General features: G+C 74.8%; 16 protein-coding genes. 10 read left to right on the plus strand and 6 right to left on the minus strand.

The genetic code is table 11. The features are described from left to right. Nucleotides 1-55 precede the first annotated feature (55 nt). From CP977_RS04560 to CP977_RS04570, 3 genes are all read left to right on the plus strand, one after another. Nucleotides 56-874, plus strand: a complete 819-nt coding sequence (locus CP977_RS04560; protein WP_062757793.1) for a DeoR/GlpR family DNA-binding transcription regulator — start codon at nucleotides 56-58, stop codon at nucleotides 872-874. Next, on the plus strand, nucleotides 871-1,311 hold the full coding sequence (locus CP977_RS04565; protein ID WP_062757795.1) for an SRPBCC family protein: 441 nt from the start codon (nucleotides 871-873) through the stop codon (nucleotides 1,309-1,311). The genes CP977_RS04560 and CP977_RS04565 overlap by 4 nt, the downstream gene beginning before the upstream one ends. Nucleotides 1,312-1,419: 108 nt before the next feature. Then, a complete protein-coding gene (locus tag CP977_RS04570) occupies nucleotides 1,420-1,920 on the plus strand; it encodes an SRPBCC family protein (RefSeq protein ID WP_109186500.1) in 501 nt (166 codons plus the stop codon). Here the strand turns inward: CP977_RS04570 and cds1 are convergent. Then, complete coding sequence (gene cds1 / locus CP977_RS04575; RefSeq protein WP_208421377.1) at nucleotides 1,880-3,043, minus strand: L-cysteine desulfhydrase Cds1; 1,164 nt, start codon at nucleotides 3,041-3,043, stop codon at nucleotides 1,880-1,882. The genes CP977_RS04570 and cds1 overlap by 41 nt on opposite strands. A gap of 211 nt (nucleotides 3,044-3,254) precedes the next feature. Between cds1 and CP977_RS04580 the strand changes: the two genes are divergently transcribed. Next, on the plus strand, nucleotides 3,255-3,629 hold the full coding sequence (locus CP977_RS04580; protein WP_183953342.1) for a hypothetical protein: 375 nt from the start codon (nucleotides 3,255-3,257) through the stop codon (nucleotides 3,627-3,629). A 194-nt stretch (nucleotides 3,630-3,823) separates the two neighbouring features. Further along, nucleotides 3,824-4,435, plus strand: a complete 612-nt coding sequence (locus CP977_RS04585) for an ATP-binding protein (RefSeq protein WP_109186502.1) — start codon at nucleotides 3,824-3,826, stop codon at nucleotides 4,433-4,435. Nucleotides 4,436-4,459: 24 nt separating this feature from the next. On the opposite strand, the gene CP977_RS04590 is transcribed toward CP977_RS04585, so the two are convergent. After that, nucleotides 4,460-5,236 carry an SAM-dependent methyltransferase gene (locus tag CP977_RS04590; protein ID WP_062757805.1) on the minus strand — a complete coding sequence of 259 codons (777 nt, stop codon included), beginning with the start codon at nucleotides 5,234-5,236 and terminating at the stop codon, nucleotides 4,460-4,462. 112 nt (nucleotides 5,237-5,348) lie between these two features. On the opposite strand from CP977_RS04590, the gene CP977_RS04595 reads away from it, so the two are divergent. Further along, nucleotides 5,349-5,813, plus strand: coding sequence for an SRPBCC domain-containing protein (locus tag CP977_RS04595; RefSeq protein ID WP_062757808.1), 465 nt, complete (start codon nucleotides 5,349-5,351; stop codon nucleotides 5,811-5,813). Nucleotides 5,814-5,827: 14 nt separating this feature from the next. Here CP977_RS04595 and CP977_RS04600 read toward each other — a convergent pair whose 3' ends face one another. Continuing rightward, the gene (locus CP977_RS04600) at nucleotides 5,828-7,054 is read right to left on the minus strand and encodes an ROK family protein (RefSeq protein ID WP_062757810.1); all 1,227 of its coding nucleotides are present in this window, start codon (nucleotides 7,052-7,054) and stop codon (nucleotides 5,828-5,830) included. A gap of 84 nt (nucleotides 7,055-7,138) precedes the next feature. On the opposite strand from CP977_RS04600, the gene CP977_RS04605 reads away from it, so the two are divergent. Then, nucleotides 7,139-8,452, plus strand: coding sequence for an MFS transporter (locus CP977_RS04605; protein ID WP_152369656.1), 1,314 nt, complete (start codon nucleotides 7,139-7,141; stop codon nucleotides 8,450-8,452). Between the two features lie 87 nt (nucleotides 8,453-8,539). Here CP977_RS04605 and CP977_RS04610 read toward each other — a convergent pair whose 3' ends face one another. Together CP977_RS04610 and CP977_RS04615 are read right to left on the minus strand one after the other, a co-directional pair. Next, nucleotides 8,540-9,301: an acyl-CoA thioesterase gene (locus CP977_RS04610; RefSeq protein ID WP_260321855.1), complete on the minus strand. Its 762-nt coding sequence runs from the start codon at nucleotides 9,299-9,301 to the stop codon at nucleotides 8,540-8,542. A 172-nt stretch (nucleotides 9,302-9,473) separates the two neighbouring features. Next, a complete protein-coding gene (locus tag CP977_RS04615; protein ID WP_062757812.1) occupies nucleotides 9,474-10,169 on the minus strand; it encodes a TetR/AcrR family transcriptional regulator in 696 nt (231 codons plus the stop codon). A gap of 213 nt (nucleotides 10,170-10,382) precedes the next feature. Between CP977_RS04615 and CP977_RS04620 the strand changes: the two genes are divergently transcribed. Further along, nucleotides 10,383-10,889 carry a nitroreductase family deazaflavin-dependent oxidoreductase gene (locus CP977_RS04620; protein WP_152369658.1) on the plus strand — a complete coding sequence of 169 codons (507 nt, stop codon included), beginning with the start codon at nucleotides 10,383-10,385 and terminating at the stop codon, nucleotides 10,887-10,889. Between the two features lie 106 nt (nucleotides 10,890-10,995). Here the strand turns inward: CP977_RS04620 and CP977_RS04625 are convergent, their stop codons facing one another. Further along, nucleotides 10,996-12,639 carry a geranylgeranyl reductase family protein gene (locus CP977_RS04625; protein ID WP_372460787.1) on the minus strand — a complete coding sequence of 548 codons (1,644 nt, stop codon included), beginning with the start codon at nucleotides 12,637-12,639 and terminating at the stop codon, nucleotides 10,996-10,998. Between the two features lie 160 nt (nucleotides 12,640-12,799). Between CP977_RS04625 and CP977_RS04630 the strand changes: the two genes are divergently transcribed. Both CP977_RS04630 and CP977_RS04635 read left to right on the plus strand, forming a co-directional pair. Continuing rightward, nucleotides 12,800-14,164, plus strand: a complete 1,365-nt coding sequence (locus CP977_RS04630; RefSeq protein WP_062757816.1) for a dipeptidase — start codon at nucleotides 12,800-12,802, stop codon at nucleotides 14,162-14,164. Nucleotides 14,165-14,259: 95 nt separating this feature from the next. After that, nucleotides 14,260-14,958 carry an MBL fold metallo-hydrolase gene (locus CP977_RS04635; RefSeq protein WP_152369659.1) on the plus strand — a complete coding sequence of 233 codons (699 nt, stop codon included), beginning with the start codon at nucleotides 14,260-14,262 and terminating at the stop codon, nucleotides 14,956-14,958. The last annotated feature ends 26 nt before the right edge of the window (nucleotides 14,959-14,984 follow it).

Below are 14,984 nucleotides of genomic sequence, written 5' to 3' on the forward strand. Positions count from 1 at the left end.
AATTTCACCCTCATCCCCATATCCCTTGTCCCCTGCGGAAGGACCGGCCCCGGCGGTGACTGACAACCAGAACCTCCTCGCGGAGCAGCGGCGCGCCCTGATCCTCGACGAGGTCCGGCGGCGCGGCGGTGTACGGGTCAACGAGCTGACCCGCCGTCTGAGCGTCTCGGACATGACGATCCGCCGCGACCTGGACGCGCTGGCCCGGCAGGGCGTGCTGTCGAAGGTGCACGGCGGGGCCGTCCCGGTGGTCGAGGCGAGCACCCACGAGCCGGGCTTCGAGGCCAAGTCGGTGCTCGAACCGAGCGCCAAGGACGAGATCGCGCGGGCGGCGGCGGCCCTGGTGGCGCCGGGCACGGCGCTGGCCCTGTCGGGCGGGACGACGACCTACGCGCTGGCCCGGCACCTGCTGGACGTGCCGGACCTGACGGTGGTGACCAACTCGGTGCGGGTCGCGGACGTGTTCCACGAGGCGGGGCGGGCGGGCGAGGCGCGGCGGGGGGCGGCGACGGTGGTCCTGACGGGCGGGGTGCGCACGCCGTCGGACGCCCTGGTGGGGCCGGTGGCGGACCGGGCGATCCGCTCGCTCCACTTCGACCTGCTCTTCCTCGGGGTGCACGGCGTCTCGGTGGAGGCCGGTCTGTCGACGCCGAACCTGGCGGAGGCGGAGACGAACACCTGCCTGATGCGTTCGGCGCGCCGGGTGGTGGTGGTCGCCGACCACACCAAGTGGGGGACGGTGGGCCTGAGTTCGTTCGCCGCCCTGGACGAGGTGGACACCTGGGTGACGGACGGGGGCCTGCCCGGGGAGGTGCGGGCGGAGGTGGCGGAGCACGTGCCGGGGCTCGTGGTGGCGGGCGAGGAGCGGGCGTGAGCCCGTTCCGGGTCGAGCGGACCGTGCCGCTGGCGCCGGAGGAGGCGTGGCGGCGGCTCACGGACTGGCCTGCGCACGGGCGCCTGGTGCCGCTGACCCGGACGCGGGTGCTGACGCCGGGACCGAACGGCGTGGGCACCCGGTTCACCGCCCGGACCGGGATCGGCCGCCTGTCCTTCGACGACCCGATGGAGGTCGTGCGCTGGGAACCCCCGACGGCGGGCCGTCCCGGCGCGTGCCGCCTGGAGAAGTACGGCCGTTTCGTACGGGGTTGGGCGCTGATCGAGGTGGCGGAGGCGTCCGGCGGGGGCTGCCGGGTGGTGTGGACGGAGGAGCTGACGGTACGGGGCGTGCCGCGGGTCCTCGATCCGGTGCTGGCCCGGGCGGGCCGGGTGGTGTTCGGGCGGGCGGTGGACGGGCTGCTGCGGGAGGGGTGAGGCCCGGGTCTCGTACGCCTTTTCCTCTCAACCACGCCCGCTGTATGGGTTGTTGACGAAAAGTCAGTTAAGGTGCTCCTTCCACCCGCGTCCCCGGAGGTCCGGTCCATGGCACGCCGACTGAGGCCGGTGGAGCTCGACTTCACCGCGTCCGCGCCCGTCCGCCTGGTGTTCACGGCGACGCTGGCCGCCCCGCCCTCGGCCGTCTACCGCTCCCTGGCGGTGGAGGTGGGGAGTACGCCGTCCTGGTTCACCGCCCTGGTCTCCGCCGTCCCGACGGGCGACGGGGCGGGCCGCAGCGTCCGGCTGCGGGGCGGGATCGCCTTCGAGGAGACGGTCCTGGCCGCCGAGCCCGAGGTCCGCTACGCCTACCGGGTGGACACGGCGAACGTCCCCGGGGTGACGGCGATGGCGGAGGAGTGGGCCCTCTTCCCCGCCGGGCGGGGCACGCTGCTGCGGTGGACCATGGCCGCCGACGGCCCGGCCCCGTTCCGGCTCGGGCTGCGGCTCGCGCGGCCGGGCCTCGGCCGGTCCTTCCGGGGCGCGGCGCGCCGGCTCGACCGGCGGCTCACTCCGGCCAGGCCCCTGTCGCCAGGAAGCTCTCGATAGCGGCGGCGTACGGGGCGATGTCGAGGCCCTGGGCGGCCAGCCAGTCGTCGGAGTAGTACTTGTCGAGGTAGCGGTCGCCGGGGTCGCAGATCAGGGTGACGACGCTGCCGGTGCGCCCCTGCCCGACCATCTCGGCCACGATCTTGAAGGCGCTCCACAGGCCGGTGCCGGTGGAGCCGCCCGCCTTGCGGCCGATGGCGGTCTCCAGGGCGCGGACGGCGGCCACGCTCGCCGCGTCGGGGACCTTCATCATGCGGTCGACGGCCCCGGGCACGAAGCTCGGCTCCATGCGGGGGCGGCCGATGCCCTCGATGCGGGAGCCGCAGTCGGCGGTGGCGTGCGGGTCGTGGTGGGTCCAGCCGTCGAAGAAACAGGAGTTCTCGGGGTCGGCGACGCAGATCCGGGTGTCGTGCTGCATGTAGTGCACGTAGCGGGCGATGGTCGCCGAGGTGCCGCCGGTGCCCGCGGTGGCCACGATCCAGGCCGGCTCCGGGTACCGCTCCAGGCGGAGCTGCTGGTACATCGACTCGGCGATGTTGTTGTTGCCGCGCCAGTCGGTGGCCCGCTCCGCGTAGGTGAACTGGTCCATGTAGTGGCCGCCGGTGCGCTCGGCGAGGGCGGCGGACTCCTCGTACATGGTGCGCGAGTCGTCGACGAAGTGGCAGCGCCCGCCGTGGAACTCGATGAGCCGGCACTTCTCGGGGCTGGTCGTGCGGGGCATGACGGCGATGAAGGGGACGCCGATGAGCTTCGCGAAGTACGCCTCGGAGACGGCGGTCGAACCGCTGGAGGCCTCGATGACGGGCTTGTCCGGACGGATCCAGCCGTTGCACAGGCCGTAGAGGAAGAGGGAGCGGGCGAGCCGGTGCTTGAGGCTGCCGGTGGGGTGGGTGGACTCGTCCTTGAGGTAGAGGTCGATGCCCCAGCGCTCGGGGAGCGGGAAGCGCAGCAGGTGGGTGTCGGCCGAGCGGTTGGCGTCGGCCTGGACCTTGCGGACGGCCTCCTTCAGCCAGGCCCGGTAGACGGGGTCGCTGCGGTCGACGTCGACGGTCGCCACGGCGGTGGCGGCGCCTCCGGCGGTGGCCGACGAACCGTTCTGCGCACTGCGCTCGGTGATGCTCATCCGCGCTTCTCCTCGATCGCTTCCCCGGGGGTGCTCCCCCGGGTGCTCCACTGCCGACGATACCGCTCTCACCTGGGCAAACGTTCCCTTTGACCTTCCATAGGGAAGACTTGCGAAAGGGTGTGCGGAAGGGCCACTGGTGCGGTCGCGGACGGCCCGGCACACTGGGAGCGGCAACCCGGGGGAAACGGGTGGGAAGGGGCGGATCGGCGTGAAGGAACCCGAGTTCAGCGCCAGGGGCGTGGAGATCAACCGCTGGCTGCGCTCGCTGACGCGCGCGGGCGAGGTGCGGATCGAGGACGGGCGGCTCGCCCTGCTCACCAGTTACGGCAGCGAGATCGACAGCGCGCCGGTGACGGCGGTGCGGGCGGGGCGCCCGTGGTTCGCGGGGCCGGACGAGGCGGTGGCGACCGTGAACGGCACCCGGTACCGGCTGACGCTGCACAAGAACGGCCGGGACGGCGGGGCCGCGGCCTCCGGGGACTCCGGAAGCTCCGCAATCTCCGGGGACTCCGGGAAGTCGGAGGAAGCGGAGGAGACGGGGCGCTTCCTGGCCGCGCTCAAGCGGGCGGCGGGGCGGCGCTGACGCCGGGGGTGCGCGGCGCCCCCGACCTGGTACGGCTCGCCGTGAGTTGCGGGACGGTCACCTCTGGCCCACGCTGGAACCAGCTCACCGAGGGTTGACGGGCGGTGACAGTACGTCGTGGCCACCGCCCCGCTGGACCGCATGAGAGATCCGCACCTTCGTCTTCTTCCGGACTACTTCGGGGAGTCGCAGCCGTGATCAGCGAACCGAGCAGGTACTACGCGGTGGAGCTCCAGGCCCTGCCGCAGCGGATCGGACAGATCCGCAGGATTGTCTCGGCGCATCTGCGCCACTGGCATCTCGACGCCCTGGTCGACCATGCCCTCCTGGGAGTCACCGAGCTCCTGACCAATGTCCACCGGCACGCCCGGCCGGACAAGCGGTGCACCGTGGAGGTCGAGCTGCTGCTCGACCGCCTCACGGTCTCCGTCAGGGACCACGACCCGCGCCTGCCGCGGACCGAGGGTCCGTTCGGCGACCCGGCCGACGGCTCCGTCGGCGGACCGGCCGACGGCCTCGCCACGTCCGGCCGGGGCCTCGCCCTCGTCGGGGCGGTCAGCGAGAGCTGGGGCGTCCGGCCGTGCGGGGACGACGGGAAGGTCGTGTGGTTCACCCTCGCGGCGCCGCCCGCGGGCGGTCCCGTCGAGACGCGCGAGGAAGTCGTGTGCGGCGCCGCGACCGGCGGCCCCTTCACCGGGTACGAGCGGGTCCCCGCCGTGCCCCTCGGCACCCCTGCCGAACCGGTTCTGAGCCCCGCCCCCGCGGTGGCGGCCGCCCGCCCGGTCCTGGCGGGCCGGGCGGGCTGAGGCCCGCGGGGGCGGCGGAAGCGCTCAGTCCTCGGCCACGGCCACGAGGGTCAGATAGGCGATGCCGAGGACGCCCCGGTAGCCGTTCAGCCAGCCGGAGCGCTGCCGGTCGACGCGCTCGCGCGTCTCGGCGGCGAGCGGGTGGCCGGGGTGCGCGGCGAGCCAGACCTCCGTGTCGTACCGGTAGCCGGACTCGAACTCCTCCCACTCCTCGGCGCTCGCCGTCTCGATCCACGCGGGCCGGAACCCGGCCCCGATCGCGAGGTCGACCAGGGCGCCGAGGGAGAGGTGGTCGTCGGCGCGGGCGCCGGGCCACATGCCGGCCAGTTCGGCCCCGGTGGGGGTGCGCTCCCAGAAGCCCTCCCCCAGGACGACGCGGCCGCCGGGCCGGACGAGCCGGCGGAGCTCGCGCAGGGCGACGGCGGGGTCGTGCGGCAGGTCGGGGTCGCAGAGCGCCTGTCCGGAGCCGAGGCAGAGGACCGTGTCGACGGGGCCCCGGCCGGTGCCGAGCGCCGACTCCTCCACGAAGGCCACGCGGCCGGCGAGCCCGCGCTCCTCGGCGAGGGCGCGGCCCCGGGCCAGGTCCTCGGCGTCGATGTCGATCCCGACCCCCTCGGCCCCGGGAGCCGCTTCGAGCAGGCGCAGGAGCAACTCGCCCCAGCCGCAGCCGATGTCGAGCACGTCGGCGGGTCCGGCGGCGGCGAGCCGCCCCAGGATGCGGGCGGCGCGAGCCTCGGAGAGCGGGCCGTGGAAGGTCAGGCTGCCGAGGCGCGGGGGGAGGGCGTGGTCGGGAGAGGTCATGGGGCGGAACGGTACGTCGTCCGGTCGGCCGGGCCCACCGGTTTTCGGTCCGCTCCCGGCCCCCGGCCTCGGGTACGGGCGCGAACACCGCAGGGGCCCTAGCCTGGGAAGGGTGTACACCACGCGCGTGTCCCGCCACGTCGACGCCCCGCCCCTGACCGTCTACCGGACGCTCCTCGACCCGGAGGCCGTCGCACGCTGGCGCGTGCCGTACGGCATGACCTGCCGGGTGCACGAGTTCGACGCACGCGAGGGAGGCGCGTTCCGGGTCTCGTTGCGGTACGAGGGGGAGGACGGCACCGGGAAGTCGGGGCCGCGCACCGACACGTACCACGGCCGTTTCGTGGAGCTCGTACCGGACGAACGGGTCGTCGAGGTCGTCGAGTTCGAGACGGCGGACCCGCTGCTGCGCGGCGCCATGACCCTGACGACGACCCTGGTCCCGGACGGCGGCGGCACCGAGGTCCTGGTCGTCCACGAGGGCGTCCCGGACGCGATCCCCGCCGCCGACAACGAGACCGGCACCCGCATGGCCCTGGACCGGCTTGCGGCGCTGCTCGAAGGGCGCCGGGAGTAAGTCGGGCGGCTTCCTCAGACCGGTTCGCGGGAGAGGGCCGTCAGGGGGTCGTCCAGGACCGGCTGCCAGGCCAGTTCGGCGGCGCCCACGAGGCTGTTGTGGTCCAGGGTGCAGGGGAGGATCGGCACGCCGCCGCTGCGGCCCCAGAGGCTGCGGTCGGCGACGACCGCGCGGAGGCGCTCGGGATCGGCGTCGAGGAGTTCGCGGTGGAGGCCGCCGAGGATGATCCGGTCCGGGTTGAGGATGTTCACCAGACCGGCGAGGCCGAGTCCCAGACGGTCGATCAGCTCCCCGACGGCGACCCGGACGCCCGGGTCGTCCGGGCTGGTGCGCAGCAGGTCGCGGGACTGCTGGAGCAGCGAGACCTCGGGGCCGGGGACGCGGCCGGCGGCCGTGAGGAAGGCGAGCGGGTCGGTCTCGACGTCGAGGCAGCCCCGGCCGCCGCAGTGGCACGGGCCGCCCTCCGGGTTCACCGTCAGGTGGCCGACCTCCAGGGCGAGGCCCGCGCTGCCGGTGTGCAGGCGCCCGTCGAGGACGAGCGCGCCGCCGACGCCCCGGTGGCCGGTGGCCACGCAGAGCAGGTCCCGGGCGCCGCGCCCCGCGCCGTGGCGGTGCTCGGCGAGGGCGGCGAGGTTCACGTCGTTGCCGGTGAAGGCGGGGCCCTCGATGCCCGCTTCCCGTACCCGTTCGGCGAAGATCTGGCGGACCTGCGCGCCGGCGGGCCAGGCGAGGTGGAGCGGGTTGAGGGCGGTGCCCTCGGGTTCGGCGACCGCGGAGGGCACGGCGAGGCCGGCGCCGACGCAGCGGCGGCCGCTCTCCGCCAGGAGGGCCGCTCCGGCGTCGACCACGGCCCCGAGGACCTGGGCGGGGTCGGCGGAGACGACGACGCTGCCGGGGGCCGTGGCGACGATCGTGCCGCCGAGGCCGACGAGCGCGGCCCGGAAGCCGTCCGGGTGGACCTGCGCGGCGAGGGCGACGGGGCCCTTCTCGTCGACGGCGAGCCGGTGCGAGGGGCGGCCCTGGGAGCCGGCCGCGGCGCCCGGGTTGGAGTCGACCCTGATGAGGCCGAGGGCCTCCAGCTCGGCGGCGACGGCCCCGGCGGTGGCGCGGGTGACGCCGAGTTCGGCGGTGAGGACGGCCCGGGTCGGCGCCCTGCCGGTGTGCACCAGCTCAAGGGCGGGGCCGAGCGCGCTGCGCCCCCTGTCCAGCCGTGTCCGGGTCGTCGTCGCCTTGCCGTTCATGGGGGCGAGTCTCCCATGATCGGACGGCGCTCCCGACCTCGCGGGCCGGTTGCTTCCCCCGCCCCCCGCCCCTATCCTGACTTTGTGCCGCTACTGAACAAAGTACGGACGGCCGCCTCGGGGGGCTCCGGCGGAGACACCGCCGCCCGCTCCCTGTCCCGCCTCCGCTTCGCCCTGACCCTCTTCTTCGCCCTCGACGGCTTCCTGTTCGCCGGCTGGGTGGTCCGGATCCCCGCCGTCAAGGAGCAGACCGGCGCCTCCGCCGGCGACCTCGGCCTGGCGCTCCTCGGGGTGTCGGCGGGCGCCGTGGTGACCATGACGCTGACCGGGCGGCTCTGCCGCCGGTACGGCTCCCACGCCGTCACCGTCGCCACCGCCGTCCTCCTCTCGCTCTCCGTCGCCCTGCCCGCGCTCACCCGTTCCCCGCTCGCCCTCGGGCTCGTCCTGCTGGTCTTCGGCGCCGCGTACGGCGGCATCAACGTCGCCATGAACAGCGCGGCCGTGGACGTCGTGACCGCGCTGCGGCGCCCCGTGATGCCGGGCTTCCACGCCGCGTTCAGCCTCGGCGGCATGCTGGGGGCCGGGCTCGGCGGGCTGCTCGCCGGGAGCCTCTCCCCCACCGTCCACCTCCTCGGGCTCACGCTCGTCGGCCTGGCCCTGACGGGCGTCGCCGGACCCGTGCTCCTGCGCCACCCCTCCCCCGCCCCGCCCGAGCCCCTGCCGGCACCGGCCGCCGCCTCCGGCCCGCGACCGGGCACCCCGGCCTCGCGCCGTACGGTCCTCCTCTTCGGCACGATCGCGCTCTGCACGGCGTACGGCGAGGGCGCGCTCGCCGACTGGGGCGCCCTCCACCTCACCCAGGACCTGCACGCGCACCCCGGGGTGGCCGCCGCCGGGTACTCCATGTTCGCGCTGACCATGACCGTCGGCCGGCTCTCCGGCACCGCGCTCCTCGAACGCCTCGGCCAGACCCGCACCCTGGTCGCGGGCGGTGCGACCGCCGCCGCGGGCATGCTGCTCGGTGCGCTCGCGCCGACCGTCTGGGCCGCGCTTCTCGGCTTCGCCGTGACCGGCCTCGGCCTCGCCAACATCTTCCCCGTCGCGGTGGCCCGCGCCGGCGCGCTCGCCGGGCCCGGCGGGGTGGCGACCGCGTCCACCCTCGGGTACGGCGGGATGCTGCTCGGCCCGCCCTCGATCGGGTTCCTCGCCGACTGGTTCTCCCTGCCGACCGCGCTCACCACGGTCGCGGCGCTCGCCGCCGGGGCGGCGGTGATGGGGTACCTGGCCAGGGAGGCCGGGGCCACCGGGGCCGCCGGGGAGCCTCTGACAGCCGGCGGACGCTCCGGTGCGGGCCGGGCCGTGCCCGACACCGTCACGGCCCGTCCTCCGGCGCCGTAACGACCGCCCCGGCTCTGCGACGGTCGCCTCCCGGCGCCACAGGAACCGCCCTCGGCACCGCACCGATCGCCCCCTACCGCACCGGGGTCAGCCGCCGCGGACCACCCTCAGCTGCTGGGCCGACCCCAGGTGCGTACCGTCCCGTCCCCAGGTGTCGACCCACTCCGAGGACCAGCCGGAGGGGTCGGCCTGCCGGGTCGTGGCCCTGAGCAGCAGCCAGGGCGAGGACGCCGCGGCCAGGCCCGCCGCGGGGCGGACCGTGATCTCCACGGTCGGCACGGGCGCGAGCGTCGAGAGCACCGCGGAACAGGAGGGGGCGAGCGCGTCCACGAGGAAGACGAAGCGCAGGGCGTCGGGCGGAAGGTCGTCCTCGGTCAGTCTGACCCAGGCGACCAGCTCGGCCTCCGCGCCGCCCGCGCAGGGGCGGGCGGAGCCCACCGGTCCGATCTCCGTACTGGTCGAGATCGGCACGAATTCCTTCGGAACGGCGAACGTTTCGCACTCCCCGGGGCCCGGCACTTCCGGAGCGGGTAACTCCACGACGGGCCAGGAAACGCCTCCGGATTTCCCCGCGAAGACCGCCCGGGAGTCGAGCAGCGGGCCTCGTTCGGATTCGATGCGTCCGGACACGGTCGCACTCGACCGGCCGGTGTGACCCGGCACGGTCTCGACCCGGAAGGGGGCGTCGATCGCCCGCCCGAACCGGCCGGTCGCACTGACCAGTTCACGCCCCTCGGCGTGCTCGCCCATGGCTCCCGCGACGAGGGGGAGGGCCAGACCGCCGTGCAGACCGCCGAATCCCCTGAGGTGTTCCGGAACGCCGGTGCACTCCGTTCGCGGACCACGCAGAAACCTTCCCGGACCAGCATCCGGGTCAGGACCTCGCCCATCGCCGGCCGGTTCGTCAGCGGCCGTCCGGCGCTTCGGCGACCGGGCGGCCGCGCGGTGCCGACCGCGCGACGGCGCACACCATCGGCACGGGCCCCCGATGGAGGGGGCACCGTCGATGGGGTGGGCGGGTTCAGCCGCGCGGGAGCAGGCCCACGTCCTGGCCCAGACGGCGGGCGGCGGCGGTGAAGAAGGCGTCACGGTCCTCGACGACGCGGTGGAACTGCCCGAAGACCTCGAAGGAGACGAGGCCGAAGAGCTGCGACCAGGCGGCGACGAGCGCGACGGCGAGGGCCGGGGGGAGGTCCGGGGCGATGTCGGCGGCGATCCGCCCGGCCTCGGGGCGCAGGGCGTCCGGGAGCGGGGGAAGGGCGACGCCCTCGCCGGTGTGGGCCAGGCGGACGATCTCGATCAGGGCGAGGCCGACGCGGGCGGCGGGGGCGACCGTGTCCCGGGGCGCGGTGTAGCCGGGGACCGGGGAGCCGTAGATCAGGGCGTACTCGTGGGGGTGGGCGACCGCCCAGACGCGGACCGCCCGGCAGACGGCCGTCCAGCGGTCCAGCGGCCGCTGCCCGGCGGAGTCGGCGGCGGCCTGCTCGGCGGCGGCGCCGACGGCGTCGTAGGCGTCGACGATCAGGGCGGTGAGGAGGTCGTCGCGGCTCGGGAAGTAGCGGTAGAGCGCGGAGGAGACCATGCCCAGCTCCCGGGCGACGGCCCGCAGGGACAGCTTGGCGGCACCCTCCGCCGCGAGCTGGGCGCGGGCCTCGTCCTTGATGGCGGCGGTGATCTCGATGCGGGCGCGGGCGCGGGCTCCTCGAACGGTCGTCATGGAGAGCAGTGTGCCACTTCCGGAGCACTGGAACGGAATGAGAGCGCCGAACTAAAGCGAGAGCGCCGAACTAAAGCAAGAGCACTGCTCTTGAATGTGAGCACGGAACCGTGCACACTGATCTCAAGCGAGAGCAGTGCTCACGCTTTACTCGTCACCGCCCACCACCGCTCGCCGTCGCCCCGCCCCGCCCCGAGCCCACAGGAGGCAGTCATGTCCGCCCGGCCCACCGACTCCACCACCCCCGCCGACCCCTCCGCCCACGTCATGAAGCCCGGCTGGTTCACCGTGAACGTCCTCAACCGTCTGGTCGCCTGGACGACCCGCCGCGGCATCAGCGTCTGGGGATCCCGCGTGCTCGCCGTCCGGGGGCGCAAGAGCGGCGAATGGCGCCGCACCCCCGTCAACCTCCTGACGGTGGACGGCGCCCAGTACCTCGTGGCCCCCCGCGGCCACGTCCAGTGGACCCACAACATGCGGGCCGCCGGGGGCGGGCAGTTGCACCTCGGCAGGCACGTGCAGGAGTTCACCGCCGTCGAGGTCCCCGACGACGCCAAGCCCGCGCTGCTCCGCGCCTACCTCAAGCGCTGGAAGGCCGAGGTCGGCGTCTTCTTCGACGGGGTCGGCCCGGACTCCTCCGACGCCGAACTGCGCGCCGCCGCGCCGAAGCACCCCGTCTTCCGCATCACGACGACGGGCTCCGCCGCCCCGACCGCGTGAGCGGACCGGGCCGACGGAGCCCGTACGAGTCGATCGCGATTCCCGGCGGCCGTACCGAACCGCCCCACACCGAACCGCAACACACCGAACCGCAACGCGCGGAGGGTCAGACGCCCGTCTCCGTGCCCTTCGTCTCCCCCGCGCCCTCCGCGCCCTCCGCCGTGCCCCGCACGGCCCCCGGCTCGTCCGTGCCCTCCGGTTCCGACGCGTCCCGCTCCTTCGCCGTGACGCCCCGGCCCGCCGGGCCGACGCCGGACGAGGTGTCCATCCGCTTGTCCAGGAGTTCGAGGGCGCGCCGGGCCAGACCGTTCGAACGGACCATGCCGCCGAGGGTGGCCGAGCCGCGGGTGATGTCGGCGAAGGCGTTCCAGGCCGGCCGCAGGCCCGTGAGCGTGGCGTGCAGCAGCCCCGGGCGCCGCTCGAAGACCGCGAGCATCCGCCGCCCGACCGCCATCTCCACGCCGAGGCCGGCCTTGATGGCGAAGGCGTAGTTCAGGGCCTGGCGGCGCGCGTCGACCGCGTCGTTCGCCTCGGCGACCCGGACCGCCCACTCGCCCGCGAGGCGGCCCGAGCGGAGCGCGTACGAGATGCCCTCGCGCGTCCACGGCTCCAGGAGACCGGCCGCGTCGCCGCAGACCAGGACCCGGCCGCGGGAGAGCGGCGAGTCGTCGGTGCGGCAGCGCGTCAGGTGGCCGGAGGAGATCGAGGGCTCGAAGCCGGCCAGGCCGAGCCGGGCGACGAAGTCCTCCAGGTACCGCTTGGTGGCGGCCCCCTCGCCGCGCGCCGAGATGACGCCGACGGTCAGCGTGTCGCCCTTGGGGAACACCCAGCCGTAACTGCCGGGCATCGGTCCCCAGTCGATGAGGACGCGGCCCTTCCAGTCCTCGGCCACGGACGGCGGCACGGGGATCTCCGCCTCGAGGCCCAGGTCGACCTGGCCCATCTTCACCCCGACGTGAGCGCCTATCCGGCTGGCGCTGCCGTCGGCGCCGACGACCGCGCGCGCCAGGATCGTCTCGCCGTCGGCCAGGACGACGGCGGCGGTCCGCCGGTCCGGCACCGACGGCCCGTGCTGCTCCACCCGGGTCACCGTGGCGCCGGTCCGCAGCTCGGCGCCGGCCTTCTGCGCGTGCTGGACGAGCTGCGCGTCGAACTCGGGCCGGTTGATGAGCCCGAAGAGCATCCGGCGCGAGCGGCGGGTGCGGGCGAAGCGTCCTTCGAGGGAGAAGGTGACGGCGTGCACCCGGTCCTGGAGGGGCAGTTCGAAGCCCGGCGGGAGCGCGTCGCGGGAGGGGCCGATGATGCCGCCGCCGCAGGTCTTGTACCGGGGCAGCTCCGACTTCTCCAGGAGGAGCACCCGGCGCCCGGCCACCGCCGCCGCGTAGGCCGCGGACGCGCCGGCCGGTCCGGCGCCGACGACCACGACGTCCCAGACGTCCGCCGCCCCGTCCGCGCCCGTGTCCCCGTCCGGGCCCTCACCGGCCACGACGGAAGCCGCGCCCGCGACATCGCCCGTGGCATCCCCCGTCACACCGCCCGCGACGTCTCCCGTCACACCGCCCGCGACATCGCTCGCCGCGTCGTCCGCGACGTCTCCCGTCGCACCGTCCGTGGCGTCGTCCGCGCCCCCGTCCTCCACCGTGTCCGGGTCGCCGTCCCTCGCCGCCTCCGCGCCGGTGCCCTCAGGAGCCGCGCCCTCGGGCTCGGTGTTCTCCGGACCGGCGTTCCCTGCGTGCTCGCTGCTCACGATGTGCTTCTGCTCCTGATCCGACCGGGGGTCTGCTCCTGACGCATCCTACGGCGCGGTAGCCGGAGCCCCGGCCGTAGGATCGACGGTGCGTTCGCCGCGCCACGACACGCGACGACGCCGTCCACACCGTCGTAACGTCGCACCCACCAGGAGCGTGCCCATGACCGCGAATCCGATCGCCGAGACCGTACGGTCCCTGATGCCCCGCGCCAGGACGGAGCTCACGGAGCTGGTGGCCTTCGAGTCGGTGGCGGACGAGAACGTGGCCCCGCGCAGCGAGTGCGAGGCGGCGGCGAACTGGGTCGCGGACGCGCTGCGCGCCGAGGACTTCCAGGACGTGGCACTGCTCGACACCCCGGACGGTTCGCAGGCCGTGTACGGCATACTGCCCGGCCCGGCCGGCGCGCCGACCGTCCTCCTCTACGCGCACTACGACGTGCAGCCGAAGCTGGACGAGTCCGCGTGGCTCTCCCCGCCGTTCGAGCTGACCGAGCGCGACGGGCGCTGGTACGGGCGCGGCACGGCCGACTGCAAGGGCGGGGTGATCCTGCACCTGCTCGCGCTGCGCGCCCTGAAGGCGAACGGCGGCGTCCCGGTGACGGTCAAGGTGATCGTCGAGGGCTCGGAGGAGCAGGGCACCGGCGGCCTGGAGCGGTACGCCGAGGAGCACCCCGAACTGCTGACCGCCGACGCGATCGTGATCGGCGACGCGGGCAACTTCCGGGTGGGCCTGCCGACGGTGACCGCGACCCTGCGCGGCATGACGATGATCCGGGTGCAGATCGACACCCTGGAGGGCAACCTGCACTCCGGCCAGTTCGGCGGCGCCGCCCCGGACGCGCTCGCCGCGCTGATCCGCGTGCTCGACTCGCTGCGCGGCCCGGACGGTTCGACCGTCATCGACGGCCTGCCGGGCGACAGGGTGTGGGAGGGCCTCCAGTACCCGGAGGAGAACTTCCGCCAGGACGCCAAGGTGCTGCCGGGCGTGGACCTGCCGGGCGGCGGCACGGTCGCGGACCGCATCTGGGCGCGTCCCGCCGTCACCGTCGTCGGCATCGACTGCCACCCGGTGGCCGGCGCCACCCCGTCCATCCCGAAGACGGCCCGCGCGCAGATCAGCCTGCGGGTGCCGCCGGGCCAGGACGCGGCCGAGGCGACGAAGCTGCTCTTCGCGCACATCGAGAACCACACGCCGTGGAACGCCCGGGTGACCATGGAGCAGGTCGGCCAGGGCCAGGCCTTCCAGGCGGACACGTCGAGCCCGGCGTACGCCTCGATGGCCGAGGCGATGGAGGTCGCGTACCCCGGCCAGGAGATGCAGACGGCCGGTCTGGGCGGCTCGATCCCGCTGTGCAGCACGCTGGCCTCGCTGTACCCGGAGGCGGAGATCCTGCTGATCGGCCTGAGCGAGCCGGAGGCGCAGATCCACGCGCCCAACGAGTCCGTGTCGCCGGAGGAGCTGGAGCGCCTGTCGGTGGCCGAGGCGCACTTCCTCCTCAACTACGCGCGCTCGAAGCAGGCCTGACGCCCTTCCGTTCCTGATCGGGTTCAGCGTTCGGCGAAGCTCGCCGAGAGCGTAGAACCGGGCGGCGGACCCGCGCGGACGCGTAGGTTCGCCGCATGGAACCCCTCATGGTGACTTCGCGGCTGCACGTGCTCGACCACTCCATCGGCCAGGCCTACCTCTGGCGGGACGAGGAGGAGCTGACCCTGATCGACGCGGGCTGGGCGGGTACGGCGGACGCGACGGCGGCGGCCGTACGGGCGGCCGGCCTGGACCCGGACCGGCTGCGCCGCATCGTGCTGACCCACTGCCACCGGGACCACGTGGGCGCGGCCCAGGAGCTGGCGGACCGCCACGGGGCCGAGATCGTGGCGCACCGCCTGGACGCGCCGGTGGTCCGGGGCGAGGCCCCGGTCCCCGAGCCCGACCTCCTGGAGTGGGAACTCCCGCTGTACGAGCACGGCCTGACCGTGCCGGAGGCGCCGCCGACCCGGGTGGACCGGGAGGTCGAGGACGGCGACGAACTCGGCTTCGGCGACGGGGCCGTGGTGGTCCACACCCCCGGCCACACCCCGGGCTCGATCGCCGTGCACCTCCCCCGCCACGGCGTGCTGTTCACCGGGGACACGGTGGCCTCGGTCCAGGGCGTCACCTTCGGCGTGTTCCACGTCGACCGCGCCCTCGCCCTGGAGTCGATGCGGAGGCTGGCGGAGCTCGACCCGTCGGTGCTGTGCTGCGGTCACGGCGCGCCGGTGGTCACGGACACGGCGGCCCGGCTGCGGGCGGCGGCGGAGGCCGGGGCGGCCCCGGCCTGAGCGAGCCCGGTCCGGGACCGCTCAGG

The organism is Streptomyces cinereoruber (genome assembly GCF_009299385.1).
Taxonomy (GTDB): domain Bacteria; phylum Actinomycetota; class Actinomycetes; order Streptomycetales; family Streptomycetaceae; genus Streptomyces; species Streptomyces bikiniensis.

Bases quoted from the DNA above. Each gene is read 5' to 3' on its own strand.
- CP977_RS04570 (WP_109186500.1), top strand. From the start codon at position 1,420: ATGGCACGCCGACTGAGGCCGGTGGAGCTCGACTTCACCGCGTCCGCG.
- CP977_RS04630 (WP_062757816.1), top strand. From the start codon at position 12,800: ATGACCGCGAATCCGATCGCCGAGACCGTACGGTCCCTGATGCCCCGC.
- CP977_RS04590 (WP_062757805.1), bottom strand. From the start codon at position 5,236: ATGACCTCTCCCGACCACGCCCTCCCCCCGCGCCTCGGCAGCCTGACC.
- CP977_RS04615 (WP_062757812.1), bottom strand. From the start codon at position 10,169: ATGACGACCGTTCGAGGAGCCCGCGCCCGCGCCCGCATCGAGATCACC.
- CP977_RS04620 (WP_152369658.1), top strand. From the start codon at position 10,383: ATGTCCGCCCGGCCCACCGACTCCACCACCCCCGCCGACCCCTCCGCC.
- cds1 (WP_208421377.1), bottom strand. From the start codon at position 3,043: ATGAGCATCACCGAGCGCAGTGCGCAGAACGGTTCGTCGGCCACCGCC.
- CP977_RS04600 (WP_062757810.1), bottom strand. From the start codon at position 7,054: ATGAACGGCAAGGCGACGACGACCCGGACACGGCTGGACAGGGGGCGC.
- CP977_RS04635 (WP_152369659.1), top strand. From the start codon at position 14,260: ATGGAACCCCTCATGGTGACTTCGCGGCTGCACGTGCTCGACCACTCC.